Source organism: Streptomyces ruber (assembly GCF_014648075.1).
GTDB lineage: Bacteria > Actinomycetota > Actinomycetes > Streptomycetales > Streptomycetaceae > Streptomyces > Streptomyces ruber.
Genome location: NZ_BMQK01000020.1, coordinates 45,386 through 60,159, shown reverse-complemented (window position 1 = coordinate 60,159; position 14,774 = coordinate 45,386). Strand labels below are relative to the sequence as shown.

Here is a 14,774-nt window from a genome sequence, read left to right as displayed (position 1 = left end):
CGGGCCGTGACACCGCGACGTACCGTCGGCCTGCCTCGTCGGCGCTCCGGAACCGGCGCGAGCCCCGACCGCGGCTGTGCGCCGGGGGCAGGTCCGCGGCGGCGGAGTACCCGCGACCCCTGCCCGATGGAAGGCATGAGGAGGCTGCCGACGATGGCAGGCCGGCCGTTGCCGCTACCTGCCTCGGTGTGCGTCCGCCCCGGCAGGCGGCCGCACATCCCGCCTCAGCCCGTCTCAGCCGAACCGGTCCGGAGTTCCGCGTCGGTGGGCTCGCGTCGGTGGGCCTCCTGAGCTGCATGCTCCAGTCGGTTCCGATAGTCGTCCCACCACTCCGAGTCGCCCGGCGCCATGCTGTCGTCGCCCTTGTTCACCCCCACGGCGCCATCCATGAGCTCCCGGACGATGTCGGCATGACCCGCGTGCCGGTGCGTGTCCGCGATGACGCGCACCACTGCGTGGTGCAACGTCACCTCGTCCTTGCCGCTGGGCCACCACGGCACCTTGCCGGTCGTGTCCAGCGCCAGCGCGTCGAGTGTCGCGTCCGCGTGGGCCCATGCTCGGCGGTAGAGGCCGACGATGTACTCGCGCGACTCGTCGGCGGTGGCCCACATGTCCGCGTTGGGTTCGGCACCGTCCTCCAGCCAGGGCAGCGGTTCACCGGACGGCCGTCCGAAGGTCTCGCCGAGATAGCCCAGCTCCACGCTCGCCGCGTGTTTCACCAGGCCGAGAAGGTTGGTGCCGGTCGGCGTCGACGGACGGCGGACGTCGTACTCCGAGAGCCCGTCAAGCTTCCACAGCAGGGCGTCGCGGGCGGACTGCAGGTAGGAGTGGAGATCAGCCTTGGGATTCGATGCGGTCATGGGGCCAGTCTGCCGTGTGCATGATCCCTTCCAACCGCCGGCGGCGAACCGGATCGACTCGTCCGGCAGGCGGGCACCGTCGATCACTTCCCCATACCGGACCGGGCCGGGGCAGAGCACGACCGGTCGTGCAACGGATGCGCGGCACAGCGCGGCGGCGTACCACTGAGTGCCGTGGTCCTCGGCCGGGACGGTGGGCAGGCCGGGCGCGACGGTGGCGGTGCGTCACGGTTGTGCTGGCCGGCCGTCCGCCCGCCGTCCGCTTCTGCCGCTCCTATCGGTTGAAGGCAGGGAAACCGAAGCGCTGTGCCAGTGCGAGGCCGTCCTCACGCGCGCTCTTGCTGTTCACCGAGTAGACCAGAGTCCGGGACAGGTCTGCGGTGGCAGCGATCACCGTGTGGTAGCCGGGGCGGGAACCCGTCTTGCCCCATACCTCCTTGCCGTTGACTTCGAATCGCTCAAGTCCCGCACCGTACGTCGCTGTGCCTTCGTGGACCGTCGGGACGGTGAACATCTCCTTGAGCCGAGGCTCGGGCACGACGCGGCCCGAGAAGAGGGCGACGAGGAAACGCTCCAGGTCGGCGGTGGTCGAGATCATGTCGCCGGCCGCCCACCGGTCGGACATGTTCCACTCGGTGACGTCGGTGGTACGGCCACCGACGATGGAGTAGCCGCGGTTGTGCGGGCCGTGGATGCGAGGGTCGGGGCCGTCGGGGAAATCGGTGTGCCGCATGCCGAGCGGCCGGAAGACGCGCGCCTCGGCCTGGTGTGCGTAGTCGTCTCCCGTCACCTTTTCGATCAGCATGCCGAGGACGGTGTAGTCGATGTTCTGGTAGACCTGCCGCTGCCCCGGGGTGAAGGCCGGGCCCTTGGCGACCGCGGTGGCGACCACCCGTTCCGGGGTGAGCGTCCGGAACCGGTTCGCGTACATGTCCTCCGTGGTGCCGCCCAGATTCACGCCCGGCTGGAGGCCGCTGGTGAAGTTCAGCAGGTGACGCACGGTGGGCGGCGTGGTGAACGAGGACGGGAGCAGGCCGGGGAGGTAGCGGGTGACGGGCGCGGAGAGGTCGACCTCGCCCTCAGCGGCGAGTTGCAGGACGACCGCGGCCGTCACCACCTTGGTGGTCGAACCCGCCCGGAACCGTGCGTGCTCCAGCGCGGGCGCGCCGGTCCTCAGGTCCCGCACTCCCGCGGTACCGGTCCAGCTTCCGTGCCCACCCACCCGGATCAGGGCCGCCGACGTGTCCGCGTCCGGCAGGCCCGCGATGGCGTTGCGCAGGGCCACGGTGTCGGGCCCCGTGACCGGCTGCCGCACCGACAGCGGCATGGGCTCGGGGGCGGAGGCCACGGCGACCGGGGCGGTGAGTGGTGCGGTACCGAGGGCGAGGGTCAAGGCGGCGACGGCAACTCGGGCGCGCAGTCTCATGAGTGAGGATCTCCTAGGGCGGGCGAACGGGGAAAGCACCGGGGGCGTTCCCGGTCGGCACTCATCCTGGCGGTCACACCGTCCCGGCGGATCCTCTCGCCCGACGATGCTCGACCCTGATGCCGTACGGCCCCAGCCCGGGGAAGTCCCTAAGGGCACCCCCAAATCCCCCGGCGCCCCGACACCCGGCACCCGGCATCCGGCAGAGCCGCAACGCCGGCATCGAAGCGGATCGAACAGCTCTCCGCCATCGGCATGCGCATCGCCGATCCTCTGAACCCGAACGACCACCACGGCGCCGCCCACGCCCGCGGCCGGACCGTACGCTCCTCCGCACCGCCGCTCGCCACGCCGGGGACGGAAGGACCCGTGGGTCGGGCCGGAGGCCGTGCAGCGTGTGGCCGTGTACGGCCCGATGCCCGCTACCGTGCCCGCGCCCCAGGTCGCTCTCGTTCAGCCCGGTGTGTCCATCAGGGCGGTGACGTAGGCATCCAGCCGTGCCTCCACGACTCGCGTCGTCAGCTCGGTCCTTCCTGCCTCCCGCCATGGCCGCGCCACCTGCTGGACTTCCTCCGAGCACGCCAGCCCGTCCCGCACCCGCCAGTACAGCCGCTCGCTCGCGGCCGCAGCCAGCACACCGCCGGCCTCCTCGTACGCCTCCGTGAACCGCAGGCCCCACTCCGGGCCGTGGAGCAGTGCGAGATTGGTCGAGCAGTGCGCCACATCGAGATCCGCCGGACCCCAGGAGGCCGCTGCCCAGTCGACGACACCGGTGATCCGGACATCTGCCGGCCTTTCGGGCGGTGCGTCGAACAGCACGTTGCCGGGCTGGAAATCCCGGTGCAGGAACCGCCCTTCACAGGGCGGCGGCGGCTTGCGGAGCACGTCGATCGCCGCGGCCCATGCCGCCGTGTCGGCGCCCTTCGGAGTGACGACAGTGTCAGCGGTCGTCAACGTCACATACCCGGCGGGCCGTTCGGTGGGCCGCACGGCATGGATCGCCACGAGTTGACGAGCCAACAGGTGGAGGCGCGGTTCCAGGCCTTCATCGTCGAGGACCGTCCGGCCCGTCAGATGTGTCATCAGGAGTGACGGGTATTCGCAATGCGCGGCGGTCGGATCGACCGCGACGAGTCCAGGAGCCGGTACGCCGGTCCCCGCGAGCTGGAGCAGGGCGCCGGCCTCCCTGTTCAGCCAGTCCTCGGCGCGCTCCACCGAGAACGGGTCGACGAAGGTCCGCAGCACCAGGTCGCGGGTACCTCCGTCGCGCGTACCGATGGTCAGCCTCCGCATCTCGGCAGTGATGCCGCCGTGCAGGACGCCGATCCCGACGATCCGTTCGCCGGCCTCCAGGTGCCGACTCGCCCAGGCCAGTGCCAACGGTCGGGCAGCCGCCGCCCCATCGGGGTTGGTCACCGCGCCACCTCGACCTTCGTATGCCGGCATGCGCAGCGGCTGCGCACGGAAGCGATGGTGGCACGGCTCCGCGTCTCCCGCAGCTGCCGCCGGCACCGTTCAGGCCCTCGTATCGAGCCGTGGCAGCTGATCCTCTCGACGACCGCGGTGAGTCGGCGCGTTGATGAGCGTGGGGGCAATGTGACGGTCGGTGGGCCGTGGATCACTGACCACCACCTCGCCGCGTCGCACCGACCCATCAGCGGGTGGCTGGCGGAAACAGTGCGGCTGCCCGGAACGACGAGACGGCGGGGCACGTCCCACTTCCTCTGGCGCCGTGACCTCTCCGCACAACGCACAGCGGCACAACGCACAGCACCAAAGCGACACAGGACACGGCCACACCGGCCGAAGGCCCGGAGCAAGGCGCTCGCCCCGCGCGTGAGTGCACACACCGCACGAGACCCTGGAGGCGACATGGCAGGCATGGCGGACATGGCGAGTCACCGGGCACACCGGGCGACGGGAGCAGCCCTGGCAGCGGTCGTGGCACTGGCCGCGGCCGCACTGACCGGCTGCTCCGGCGAGGGCGGCGGAGCCGCTCCCGCCGACCCGGCCAGCCGGGCCGCGTCGGCGGCGAGCTCACTGGGCGAGGCGGTTCCCTCCGCCGCGTCGTCACTCCCGTCGCAGGCAGCCGAGGCACTGGCGTCGGCGACAGCCGAGGCGGAACGCAAGCTGGACGAGATCCGGGACGGTGTCGACGTCATGAACGACGTGCAGCTCGGCAAACCGGTCACCGACAGCGACGGACGAACCTCGGTCCCGGTCACCGTGCGCAACACCACGGGCTCCCGGGAGTCCTTCGCCGTGCAGGTGGACTTCGCCGACCCGCACGGCAACCGGCTGGATACGGCCGTCGTCACTGTCGGCGACGTCCCTGCCGGCAAGTCGGCCGAGGCCGACGCCCGCAGCACCCATGACCTGGCAGGTGAGATACGCGCGACAGTGCACCGGGCGGTGCGCTACTGAGCCATGGGCCCGAGGCACACCCGGCGAGCCGCCCTGATCGAGCAGCGGCGTGCCGAGGGCCGGCGGGCATGACGCGGGCACCCCGGCATCCCCCGCCCCCCGTGAGTCACTCCCTGCGCGCACACCGCCCCTCCGCCCGGCAGCACGCGAAGGGGCGGTTGAGGGCCGGGGGCGGTCCAGGGCGGCGCGGCGCCCACCCGGGGCAGTCGCTCACGCGGTCAGTCGGTCAGTCGGCCGGTCCAGCTCGTCGAGGAAGCCGAGGAGGGCCTGGCCGAACCCCTCGGTGTGCGGCACGTCGAGTCCGTGCGGCGCGCCGGGGATCACGGCCGGCTGTGCTCCGGGCACCGTCTCGGCCGTGCGCCTGCCGCTCGCCTCGTACGGAACAGAGGCCGACGTCCCGGTCCCCGTCGTGCACGGCGACAGTGACTTCATCGACGACCGGCACGGCGGTCCCGCTTCCGGGTCCTGCCGGGTACCGGGAGATCGCTGGTCGGCGCACGGGTGCCCGGCGGGCAGTGAGCGACGGGCGCACGCCCGGCTTCGCGACTTCCGGGGCGCTGGGGTAGCGGTCAGCAGGTGGCCGCTACCCCGGGGACGATGCATCCCATGCCAACAGCCTCCCTGCGCCGGTCACCGGACTCCTCGGGCCGCCCCCGACCGAGCCGGAACGTCCCCGGCCCGCCCGTGCGTCACGTCACCGACGCGGAACGCCGCGCCCGGCTCGCCGTCCGGCACGCGCTGGCCCCGGCGTTCCGTGCCGCATCGCCGCAGGCCGTCACCCGGGCGATGACCGTTCTGCACGCCACCGAGCCGGCCACCGTCCACCTCGCCTGTCACGCCCGGATGGACGCGCCGACGACCGCCGAGGTCGCCCGCGCGCTCCACACCGACCGCGTCCTGGTCAAGCAGCTCGCCATGCGCCGGACGCTGTTCGTCTTCCCCCGGGATCTGCTCCCCGCCGCCTGGGCCGGCCCGTCCGCCCGGGTCGCCGCCGCCGAGCGCGCCCGCATGGCCGCTGACATCGTCGCGGCCGGCCTCGCGCCCGACGGCCACGACTGGCTCGACCGGGCCCGCGCCGAGGTCCTCGCCCTGCTCGCCACCGCCGCTGACGGCCGTACGGCCCAGGAGATCCGCCGGGCCGTACCGGGCATCGACGTGAAGGTCACGGTCAGGCCCGGTGCCCCCTGGACCGCCTCACGGGTACTGACCCAGCTGGGCGCCGCCGCCGACATCGTGCGCGGCGCCAACACCGGTGGCTGGTACACCTCCCGGCCGCGCTGGACCCTGATGCGCGCATGGCTCGGCACGCCGCCCGCCGCCCTCGACGCCGCCGCCGGCTACCGCGAGATCGTGCGCCGCTGGCTGTACACCTTCGGGCCCGGTACCGAGGACGACATCGTGTGGTGGCTCGGCGCCACCAAGGCGATCGTCCGTGCCGCCCTCGCCGGCCTCGATGCGCTTCCCGTCACGCTGGACGGCGGAGCGACCGGCTGGCTGCTGCCCGACGACCTTGAGCAGGTCACCGACCCCGGGCCCTGGGCGGCTCTGCTGCCCGTCCTCGATCCGACCGTGATGGGCTGGCACGGACGTGACTTCTACCTCGGCCCCCACCGTGACCAGCTGTTCGAACGCCGGGGCAACGCCGGCACGACCGCCTGGGTCAACGGCCGGGCGGTGGGCTGCTGGACGCAGGACCACGCCGGCCACGTACGTCTCCGGCTGCTGGAGCCGGTCACGCCCACGGAACGGCGCCTGCTGGAAGCGGAGGCGCAGCGCCTGACCGCCTGGTTCGACGGCTTCCGCCTCTCCCCCGTCTACATCTCGCCCGCGATGAGATCCTGAGGACCGCTCGCCGCCGCATGCGCCTGAGCGGCGTCTGAGCGCCGCGATCGTCGTCCGGCTCCGCGACACCTTCGGTCGGGGCGCCGGTCGGCAGCGGGACTCCGTACGTGGGCCGGCAAGGCACGAGCCGGTGCGGCCGGCGGACGGCGTCCACGACGAGCCGTCCGTCTCACCACGTACGGCACGGTCTAGAGTGCCGGGGTGCGCACCGTCGAGCTGCTGCCGGACCCGGTCAGCTGCCGGCTGGTACGGGAGGCCTGGGAGCGGCTGGCCGCGGCGGGTCTGCCGAGTCAGGTGGGGCACCGGCACCCCACCAACCGGCCGCATCTCACCCTCGCCGCCTGCGACGGCCTGCCCGGGCCGGTGCCGGCAGCGCTGACCCGGATCCTGCAGGTGCCGCCCCCGCCGCTGCGCGTGACCGCTCTGCACCGGTACGAGGGGCGGGTCCGCGTACTGGTGTGGCGGCTGGACCCCGACCCGGCCCTGCTGGCCGTGCACGCCGCGGTGTGGCGGCTGCTCGCCTCCTCGCCGGGCACGGGCCGGCTCAACCCGCTGCACCGCCCCGGCGACTGGGACCCGCATCTGACCCTGGCCCGCAGCCGGGACCGCGCCCAGGACTGGGCCGGTGCCGAGGGCGTGCTCGACGGCACCCGCCCCGGGCCCGGCAGCTTCACCGCGGCGCGCAGCTACGACAGCGGCACCCGTACCGTCCTTCCTCTCGGCCCGCTGCCGCTCCGGCCGCGGTGACGGACCCCGTCGCGTCGGCCGCCCCGCCGGGATCGGCGCCGGTCCGGTCGTCCGGGCCGGCTATCGCCTCGGACCCGCGACGGCGTAGGCGGCGGTGCCCGCGACGGTGAGGGCCAGTGCCGTCCAGGTGCCCGCCGCCGTGCCGGGTGGCAGCAGCATCCAGGACGCCACCCGCAGGGGCGTACTCGTCGGGGGCGGGGCGAAGAAGGCGAACGAGAGCCAGGTGAACGGCAGCGTCCACGCGTACTGTCCGCCGCACACCGCCGCTCCGACGGCGGCGAGCCCCATCAGGCCCGCGCCGTCCCGGACCACGAACGCGACGGTGGCCAGGTCCTTCCCCGTCGTCTGCACCGCCGGCAGCACCGCGGCGACGGCCGCGCCGGCGAGCAGCACGTGCGCCGCCCGGCGGGGCGCCCAGCGGATCGCGGCGGTCCGGTCCAGGTCGCGGTCCTGCCCGCTGAGCCCGGTCGAGGCGGCCATCGCTCCCGCGGCGAGGACGAGGGCGGGCAGCCGCGGGTCGCCGGGCCCCCCGCCGTCGCCGGCGAGCGTCCACACCGCCACCGTGCCGATCACCACCGCGGCGAGCGTCGCGGGCACCTGCCGCGAGCGCGCGTACAGCGTCACCCATCTCACCGGGACGCACCGCCGGACAGCTCGTCGAACGGGTCGCCCTCGCAGGAGAGGGCGGCGGCGCGCATCGCGTCGATCCGGGGGAGCTGTTCGGACCGTGGCAGTGCCATGAGTTGCTCCCACACCGGACGGCTCCGGGCGTCGGCCTCGCGGCGCCAGCTCGCCGACTCCCCGTTGCCGGGGAGCGGCCGGAAGGTTCCGAGGACCCAGCCCGCCGCGACGGGCTGCGCGTACTCGTCTCCCCCGTAGCCGCTCCAGCCGACGGGGGTGCACCCTGGCACCAAGGCCTTGGCGATCAGGGCCCGGGTCAGTTCCTCGTCCGTCGCGGCGGCGGCGACGATGCCGTCGTCGAAGCCGAAGAGCACGGTCTCGCGGGACCACCGCGGCGTGGTGCCCTCCGGCAGTACGGCGGTGTTCTCCCGGACCGAGACCGGCGCCCGGTCGCCCAGGGCGCCGCGCAGCAGGCGCAGCGCCTCCTTGCCGGGGCCCGCCAGGCCGGCGAGCCGTGCCTCGTGCGTCCTGGCCACGCACACCGGGCCGTCGCACACCAGCTCCGCGGCGGTCTCGTCGACGACGTACATGCGGCGCGGGTCGGAGGGCAGGACGAGCAGGGCGATCGCGGCGCCCGCCAGGAGGGGCGTCAGGGCGAGCAGCCGGGCGCGCGGGGTCGCGGCGACCAGCAGCGCGAAGCCGGCCGCGGCCAGGCCGAGCAGCCAGATCGTCTGTCCGACGTGCACGGAGGCGGAGAGGGTGACGAGCACGTCGCGCACCTCCTCCACCGCCGGTGACAGCAGCGAGAGGCGGTTCGGCTCCGTGATCGGGAGCCCCTCGTCCGTGACCGTCTGTGTCCGGCCGAGCGACGAGTGCAGGAGCGCCGTGAACACGAAGGCGCCCATGGCCAGCAGCGGCGGGGTGAGCGCGGAGGGCAGGGCGCGCCCGGCGCCCATGCCGAGTACGGCTCCCGCGACGAGGGAGAGCGCCCCCACCAGCGAGATCGGCAGCCATCCGGCGTGCGTGTACGCGGTGCCGGCGAGCACTTGGACCCCGCCCACGAGGACGAGCAGCGCGAAGGCCGAGGTCACGGTGAGCGCCGTCGTGCCCGCCAGCGTGGCGGCGCGCTGCCAGGCGGGACGCGGTGTGGTGGCCAGCAGCTCGGACGTCTTCGAGCGGTGGTCGCGCAGGCCCTGCAGCGCGCCGAGTCCCACGGCGAGCGGCCACAGGTAGAACAGCAGGCCGCGGGTCCACAGGGCCAGGGACGTCCACTGGGCCGTCCACGCCGTGGTGCCCCTCCACCACGCGGCGTCCAGCAGGTACAGGAACGCCAGCGCGCTCGTCAGGATCACGGCGCCGGCCCAGGGGGCGACGGAACGCTTCAGCTCGGTGCGCAGGACGCGCGTGTTCACCAGGTGCCCCTTCCCCGCCCGGGTCCCTGCAGCAGCGCCGAGTAGCCACGCTCCAGCGGGCTGTCGCCCACGTGCTCGGGGCCGCCGGCCGCGGCCAGTTCGTCCGGGGTGCCCTGGAAGACCAGCCGGCCCTCGGCGAAGAGCACCACGTCGGTGCAGGCGGCGGCGACGTCCTCCACCAGGTGGGTGGAGACGACCACGCAGGTGTCCGTACCGAGCTCCTGCAGCAGCTCGCGGAAGCGCAGCCGCTGTGCGGGGTCCAGGCCGACCGTCGGCTCGTCGAGGAGGAGGATCGCCGGGTCGTTGACGATGGCCTGGGCGATGCCGACCCGCCGCACCATGCCGCCGGACAGGGCCTTCATCCTCTCGTCGGCGCGGTCCGCGAGACCCACGCGTTCCACCGCGCGCTGCACGGCCCCGGGGATGTCCGCCTTGGGCACCTCCTTCAGCCACGCCATGTACTCGATGAACTCGCGTGCCGTGAAGCGTTTGTAGTAGCCGAACTCCTGCGGCAGGTAGCCGATCCGGCGGCGCAGCGCACGGTGCCCGCCCCTGCCGCCCACGGACTCGCCGAGCAGCTCCAGCGTGCCCCCGGCGGGGCGCAGCACGGTGGCCAGCGCCCGGATGAGGGTGGTCTTGCCCGCCCCGTTGGGGCCGAGCAGGCCGTGGACGCCGGTGCCCAGTGTCAGGTCGAGCCCGTCGACCGCCATGCGTTTCCTGCCGACCCCGACCTTCAGTCCCGTGGCCCGGATCTCCCAGGCGTAGGGCGTCGGTGCGATGTCGGCCGCGCTCACCGCGGACATCAAGTGGTGGTCCTTCCTCGTGGTCGTGATGGTGGTCGAGGTGGTCATCGATGGGCGTCCAGCACGGAGTACGCGCTTCTGCGGGCGAGCACGACCGCGGTGCCGAGTGCGAGGACCAGCGCCCACACGGGCAGGCCGCCCGTCTGCAGGGCGGGGGCCGGACGGCTCGCGGCGAGGGTCGGTGCGACGACCGCTCCGGCCCACACCGCCACCAGCGCGACGGCGGCGCGGGTCACGCCGACGACACCGCCGAGTGCCAGGGTCGCGGAGGTGAGGGCCAGTGAGGGCAGCAGCCACTGGGCGGCCATCACCCCCGTCGCCCAGCCGACCGGCAGCAGCGCGGGGACGACCACGGCGAGCACGGACGCGGTGCGCCGCAGCACCAGGTACAGCCCCGCCCGGGGCGCGGCGGCCGTCAGCTCGTACGCCGGGTCCAGGCCGCGCGACCACGACGCCGCGACGCCGAGCACGGGCAGGACCGGGGCGAGCAGCAGCACCGGCGGCACCGCGCCGGAACCGGTGCCGGCCAGGTCGAGCAGCAACGCGAGCAGTGTCACCGTCACGACCATGGCCAGCCACGGCACCATCACGGGTGTCAGCCATCCCGAGAGCCACGCGGACCGGCGCCGCCGGGGCGGTGCCGGGGCGGTGCCGGCGAGCTGGGGTTCGAGGCCGGACCACACGGTGCCGACCAGCGCCGTGACGGCGGGCGTCTGCGCGGTGACGGAGGCCGACAGCCGGTCACGGCAGATCCGGCACGCCTCCAGATGGGCCTCCAGCGCCCACACGTCGTCGGCGGCGAGGTCCGTGTCGCCGCGCGCGTAACCGTCGACGAGCCGCACCGCCGGGTGTTCCCCGCTCATGCCAGCGCCCTCCGCATCTCGATCCTGGCCCGGCGGGCACGGGTCTTGACCGTGCCCTCGGGCAGTCCCAGCAGGACCGAGGTCTCCCGGACGGACAGCCCGTCGAGCACCATGGCCTGCAGTACCTGTCTGAGTTCCGGCGCGAGGCGCCGCAGCGCGTCCCCGACCTCACCGCCGACGGTCGCCGCGAGCGCCTCCTCCTCGGCGGCGGGCGCCATGGGCTGCGGGGCGGCCGCGGGCGGCGGCTCCGCGTGGTGGGCCCTGCGCCGGAACGCGTCGACGAGCCGGCGCGCCGCGATCGTCCACAGCCAGCCGACGGCGGTGCCCCCGGCGGCGGTCCCGACGAACGCGCCCGCCGCGCGCCACACCGCCAGATACGTCTCCTGCATGACCTCGGCGACGATCTGCTCGTCCGCGCAGCGGCGGCGCAGCCGCACCGCCATCCACGGCGCCGTGCGCCGGTACAGCTCCTCGAACGCGGCACGGTCGCCCCTGGCCACCAGCCGGACGAGGTGCTCCTCGTCCGGCTCGCCCGGTGCCTTCCTGACTGATCTCACACCCGCTAGACGCCGGGCACGGACGGCGGGTTTTCGCTGTGGCGTGATCCCCGTCACATGCGCCGCGCGGGGTCTCCGGGGACGGGGCCGTCAGGGGCGTGCGGCCTTCTCGGCGTGCACGGCCGTGTACTCGGCCGTGAGCCGGGGGCCCAGGTCCTCGATGAGCATCCCGAGCACTGCCGGGTCGGCCGAGGGCGCGCGGCCGGTGGACACGGCGACGCGCATCTGCTCGGCGCGCCCGGGGCAGTGGTGGCCGAAGGGTTCGGCGGACCGGTCGAGGCCGCTGGTCCAGCCCCCCCAGCGGGGCATGACCAAGGTGGAGCCCGTGCGGACGAGCCGGCGGCCGACGAGGCGGCCGAGCCTGCGGCGATCGGCGTCCGTGACGGCTTCGGCGGCTCGGGCGCGCCAGCGCGGGAGTACACGGGTGAGGTCGCCGTCGGTCTCGCGGGCGAGGAGGGACGTGGGGCGGTAGCGGGGCAGTCGCGCCGCGAGGTCGGGGCCGGGGAGCGGGGTGCAGAGGCAGGCGACGAAGAACCCGGCGTCGTGGCGTTCGAGGTCGCTGAGCAGGACGCGCGTGCTCGCGAGCAGGATCCCGACGCCGTCGGTCTGGGGAGACGCGTGGTCGAGTGCGGCCTCGACTGCTCCGGCGTCGGCGTGGTCGGTGCCGGTGGGCTCGTCGTGGAGGGCGAGCTGCAGGTCGAGGTCGGAGACGCCGGGTGTGGCGGTGCCGCGGGGGGTGCTGCCGTAGAGGTAGGCGCTGTGCAGGCGCGTCGGGTCGAAGGTGGCGGCGAGACGGGCGCGGGCGGCGTCGACGACGGGGACGAACGCCGCCGGCGCTCGGTCCAGTGCGCCCTCGCGTGCGACGGTTCCGTCGTGGTTCAGCCCTCGCCCGTTCGTGCGGCCACTGAGCCTTGCGCCGGCGCGTGCTGCGGAGCGGATCTCCGCGCACCCCGGGGGCCCGCTGCCCGCTGCCCGCTGCCCGCTGCCGGGGAACGGTTCGGTCGGCGTCGGCGAGGAAGGTGCGCACGGTGTCGCGGAACGACTCGTGCCCGGCGGTGCGGAGGTCCCGTCCCATGTCGCCTCCGCGCCGGTGGACCTGCGGACCGGGCCGCCTGTGCTGGTCATGCCGGCTTCCGGAACGTCTCGCCCCACTCCCGTACGCACCCCTCGGGCCCACGGGGCAGACGGGTTCGCACAGCCCGACCGGGACCGCGGCCTCCGCCTCCCGCTCGCGGCCCGCCGGACAGTGCCCCTGGACGGCCGCCGCCCCGGCCTCGTAGCCGCAGGATCGGACCGGGTCGTGGTGGAGGTCGGAGCGAGGCGTGAAGAGCGGACGGTGACCGCCGGGCCCGGCCGGCCCTCCCCGTCGGTCCGCGTACCGCCGCCCGGAGGAGGCGCAGGTCGTCGCGGGAGGGGGCGGCGGGTGCGGCGGTCGGGGCGATGAGCCGCCGGTCCGGTCGGCCGCGGCGGTCCGGGGACCGGTCGGGGACGGGCGAGATCGCCGGTGGCCGGGGGCGCGGCGCCTCGGTGCCCGCGGTGCGCACGGCCGGGCGGTGGTCGCCCCGTCGACGGGGACCACAGCGCACGCGCCTGTGCGGGGCAGCTGAGCGCGCAGTCGTGAACAGCGCGGCGGGCGGCGGGTTCCTCGCCAGGATGCCGGTGCGCCGCGCCGGACGAGCACGTCCCCCGGCCGTCGCCGAGCCCGCCGGCTTGTTCGGCACCCACCTGCCGCCGGCTGAGGTCCGGCGCGGCGCGGAGTGCTTGTCAGGGGGCCCAGTACTGGGCGAGGGCCCCTTGCCGGTACGGGGCCGGGCTCACGCTGAGTTCGCCGGCGAAGGGGCGGTCCAGGACGAAGACCAGCAGCAGGCTGAAGCCGATGAGCACCGCGACCGAGCCGACGAAGAGCAGCTGGATACGCAGCATGCGTACGCCGTAGAGAAAGGTGAGCGGGATCAGGACGAACGCGCCGCCGAAGGCCAGGACCTGCAGCAGCGGGGGGAGTTCCTGCTCCGCCATGGTCAGGCGGGCGCGGCGCTGGGCGGCGATGTCGTTGATGTTGCCGACGGCCTCCTCGTAGAAGACCTGCTCGCGCCGGCTCTTCGGGTCGTAGCTCTGGAGCACCTCGAAGGCGGCGCGCAGATGGCTCTCCGTGGCCCCGTAGCTCGGCCGTCCCGCACGCATCCGGGGCCACTGCTTCTCGACGACCGCGTGGACGTACCCGCTGAGCTCGGCGTCGAGACGGGCGCGGACCGGGGCGGGGAAGGCGGCCGCGTCACGGGCGATGAGCGCCGCGTCGGTGGCCTCGGAGGCGATGATGGTCTGGGTGTCCTCCATCTGCGTCCAGAGGGTGACGATGACGAAGGCGAGGATGATCCCGTAGATCGCGCCGAACATCCCGAGCGCCACCCCGACCATGTCGTTGTGCTCGCCCTCGGCGACCGACGGATATCTGCGCCGCACCAGCACGCTGCCGGCGAGGGCCAGCAGGACGGTGCCGCCGACGGTGACGAGGGCGAGGGTGAAGGTGCTGACATGGTTGAGCAGCCACAGCGACATGTCCGCGGAGTCTAGGCACGCCGCGCGCGCCGACAGCACCCCCGATGACGAACCGGCACGAAAGCGTGCGGACAGTTCATACCACCGAGTGAGCGGTCGACCGGACTTGCCATCTCGCTGCCGCGTGCCGGGCCGCCCCGACGTCAACGACCGTCGCTGTGCGTGGAGTTCGCGGTGTTCCGGGTGGCCGGGTCACCAGCGGTGAGCGGTGAGGGGTCTACGGGCCGGCCGCGGTCCCGCCGGGGGCGGGCGCCGGGGTGTCGTGGATGCCCAGGCGCAGGTGCTCGACGTGGTAGAGGGCCTGGTCGAGCAGTTCGGCGACATGGTCGTCGTACAGGGAGTAGACGATCGAGCGTCCGTGCCGTTCGCCGGTGACCAGGCCGAGGTTGCGCAGCAGGCGTAGCTGGTGGGAGCAGGCGGAGGCCTCCATGCCGACGGCGTCGGCGAGGTCGCCGACCGAGCAGGGGCCCTCCTGGAGCCGGGCCAGGATGTGCAGCCGTGAGGGCGTGGCGAGGGCCTGGAGGGTGGCGGCGACGTCGGCGGTGCCGACCGCGTCGAGACGTTCGCGGGTGGTGGCACTGCTGCTGGTGACGCGTCCATGGCCCATGTGTCCAGCATACCGACGACACTTGAAGACCTGTTCAGATATTCCTGTACGGTGGA

Annotated in this window: 15 protein-coding genes; 3 read left to right on the top strand and 12 right to left on the bottom strand. The window is 74.0% G+C overall.

Annotated elements, in window-relative coordinates:
* Positions 1–224: 224 nt before the first annotated feature.
* The 3 genes from IEZ04_RS29885 to IEZ04_RS29875 all read right to left on the bottom strand — a co-directional run bounded on the left by IEZ04_RS29885 (position 225) and on the right by IEZ04_RS29875 (position 3,732).
* Positions 225–860: a DinB family protein gene (locus IEZ04_RS29885; RefSeq protein ID WP_189220116.1), complete on the bottom strand. Its 636-nt coding sequence runs from the start codon at positions 858–860 to the stop codon at positions 225–227.
* Between the two features lie 274 nt (positions 861–1,134).
* Positions 1,135–2,286 (bottom strand): serine hydrolase domain-containing protein, encoded by a 1,152-nt coding sequence (locus tag IEZ04_RS29880; RefSeq protein WP_189220115.1) that lies wholly within the window; start codon positions 2,284–2,286, stop codon positions 1,135–1,137.
* Positions 2,287–2,739: 453 nt separating this feature from the next.
* Complete coding sequence (locus IEZ04_RS29875) at positions 2,740–3,732, bottom strand: phosphotransferase family protein (protein ID WP_189220147.1); 993 nt, start codon at positions 3,730–3,732, stop codon at positions 2,740–2,742.
* Between the two features lie 426 nt (positions 3,733–4,158).
* Between IEZ04_RS29875 and IEZ04_RS29870 the strand changes: the two genes are divergently transcribed.
* Positions 4,159–4,710 (top strand): FxLYD domain-containing protein, encoded by a 552-nt coding sequence (locus IEZ04_RS29870; RefSeq protein ID WP_229821374.1) that lies wholly within the window; start codon positions 4,159–4,161, stop codon positions 4,708–4,710.
* Between the two features lie 210 nt (positions 4,711–4,920).
* Here the strand turns inward: IEZ04_RS29870 and IEZ04_RS35670 are convergent, their stop codons facing one another.
* Positions 4,921–5,055 carry a hypothetical protein gene (locus IEZ04_RS35670; RefSeq protein ID WP_268245696.1) on the bottom strand — a complete coding sequence of 45 codons (135 nt, stop codon included), beginning with the start codon at positions 5,053–5,055 and terminating at the stop codon, positions 4,921–4,923.
* A 261-nt stretch (positions 5,056–5,316) separates the two neighbouring features.
* Here IEZ04_RS35670 and IEZ04_RS29865 point away from each other — a divergent pair, with 261 nt between their 5' ends.
* Together IEZ04_RS29865 and IEZ04_RS29860 are read left to right on the top strand one after the other, a co-directional pair.
* On the top strand, positions 5,317–6,552 hold the full coding sequence (locus IEZ04_RS29865) for a winged helix DNA-binding domain-containing protein (protein WP_229821373.1): 1,236 nt from the start codon (positions 5,317–5,319) through the stop codon (positions 6,550–6,552).
* A 201-nt stretch (positions 6,553–6,753) separates the two neighbouring features.
* Positions 6,754–7,299, top strand: coding sequence for a 2'-5' RNA ligase family protein (locus IEZ04_RS29860; protein WP_189220114.1), 546 nt, complete (start codon positions 6,754–6,756; stop codon positions 7,297–7,299).
* Positions 7,300–7,359: 60 nt separating this feature from the next.
* Here the strand turns inward: IEZ04_RS29860 and IEZ04_RS29855 are convergent, their stop codons facing one another.
* The 8 genes from IEZ04_RS29855 to IEZ04_RS29820 all read right to left on the bottom strand — a co-directional run bounded on the left by IEZ04_RS29855 (position 7,360) and on the right by IEZ04_RS29820 (position 14,718).
* On the bottom strand, positions 7,360–7,932 hold the full coding sequence (locus tag IEZ04_RS29855; RefSeq protein WP_189220113.1) for a hypothetical protein: 573 nt from the start codon (positions 7,930–7,932) through the stop codon (positions 7,360–7,362).
* Positions 7,929–9,332 (bottom strand): hypothetical protein, encoded by a 1,404-nt coding sequence (locus tag IEZ04_RS29850; protein ID WP_189220112.1) that lies wholly within the window; start codon positions 9,330–9,332, stop codon positions 7,929–7,931. Before IEZ04_RS29850 ends, IEZ04_RS29855 begins: the two co-directional genes overlap by 4 nt.
* Entirely contained in the window at positions 9,329–10,183 is an 855-nt protein-coding gene (locus tag IEZ04_RS29845; protein WP_373296378.1) for an ABC transporter ATP-binding protein, read from the bottom strand. The genes IEZ04_RS29850 and IEZ04_RS29845 overlap by 4 nt, the downstream gene beginning before the upstream one ends.
* Positions 10,180–10,998 carry a zf-HC2 domain-containing protein gene (locus tag IEZ04_RS29840; RefSeq protein WP_189220111.1) on the bottom strand — a complete coding sequence of 273 codons (819 nt, stop codon included), beginning with the start codon at positions 10,996–10,998 and terminating at the stop codon, positions 10,180–10,182. Before IEZ04_RS29840 ends, IEZ04_RS29845 begins: the two co-directional genes overlap by 4 nt.
* Positions 10,995–11,555: an RNA polymerase sigma factor gene (locus IEZ04_RS29835; protein ID WP_189220110.1), complete on the bottom strand. Its 561-nt coding sequence runs from the start codon at positions 11,553–11,555 to the stop codon at positions 10,995–10,997. The genes IEZ04_RS29840 and IEZ04_RS29835 overlap by 4 nt, the downstream gene beginning before the upstream one ends.
* 90 nt (positions 11,556–11,645) lie before the next feature.
* Positions 11,646–12,494: a nucleotidyltransferase domain-containing protein gene (locus IEZ04_RS29830; RefSeq protein WP_189220143.1), complete on the bottom strand. Its 849-nt coding sequence runs from the start codon at positions 12,492–12,494 to the stop codon at positions 11,646–11,648.
* Between the two features lie 825 nt (positions 12,495–13,319).
* Complete coding sequence (locus tag IEZ04_RS29825) at positions 13,320–14,111, bottom strand: bestrophin-like domain (protein WP_189220109.1); 792 nt, start codon at positions 14,109–14,111, stop codon at positions 13,320–13,322.
* Positions 14,112–14,328: 217 nt separating this feature from the next.
* Positions 14,329–14,718, bottom strand: coding sequence for an ArsR/SmtB family transcription factor (locus tag IEZ04_RS29820; RefSeq protein WP_189220108.1), 390 nt, complete (start codon positions 14,716–14,718; stop codon positions 14,329–14,331).
* Positions 14,719–14,774 lie beyond the last annotated feature (56 nt).

Excerpts from the sequence above, each read along its gene's own strand:
- IEZ04_RS29885 (WP_189220116.1), bottom strand. The coding sequence starts at position 860 with ATGACCGCATCGAATCCCAAGGCTGATCTCCACTCCTACCTGCAGTCC.
- IEZ04_RS29880 (WP_189220115.1), bottom strand. The coding sequence starts at position 2,286 with ATGAGACTGCGCGCCCGAGTTGCCGTCGCCGCCTTGACCCTCGCCCTC.
- IEZ04_RS29875 (WP_189220147.1), bottom strand. The coding sequence starts at position 3,732 with ATGCCGGCATACGAAGGTCGAGGTGGCGCGGTGACCAACCCCGATGGG.
- IEZ04_RS29870 (WP_229821374.1), top strand. The coding sequence starts at position 4,159 with ATGGCAGGCATGGCGGACATGGCGAGTCACCGGGCACACCGGGCGACG.
- IEZ04_RS29865 (WP_229821373.1), top strand. The coding sequence starts at position 5,317 with ATGCCAACAGCCTCCCTGCGCCGGTCACCGGACTCCTCGGGCCGCCCC.
- IEZ04_RS29845 (WP_373296378.1), bottom strand. The coding sequence starts at position 10,183 with ATGACCACCTCGACCACCATCACGACCACGAGGAAGGACCACCACTTG.
- IEZ04_RS29840 (WP_189220111.1), bottom strand. The coding sequence starts at position 10,998 with ATGAGCGGGGAACACCCGGCGGTGCGGCTCGTCGACGGTTACGCGCGC.
- IEZ04_RS29825 (WP_189220109.1), bottom strand. The coding sequence starts at position 14,111 with ATGTCGCTGTGGCTGCTCAACCATGTCAGCACCTTCACCCTCGCCCTC.
- IEZ04_RS29820 (WP_189220108.1), bottom strand. The coding sequence starts at position 14,718 with ATGGGCCATGGACGCGTCACCAGCAGCAGTGCCACCACCCGCGAACGT.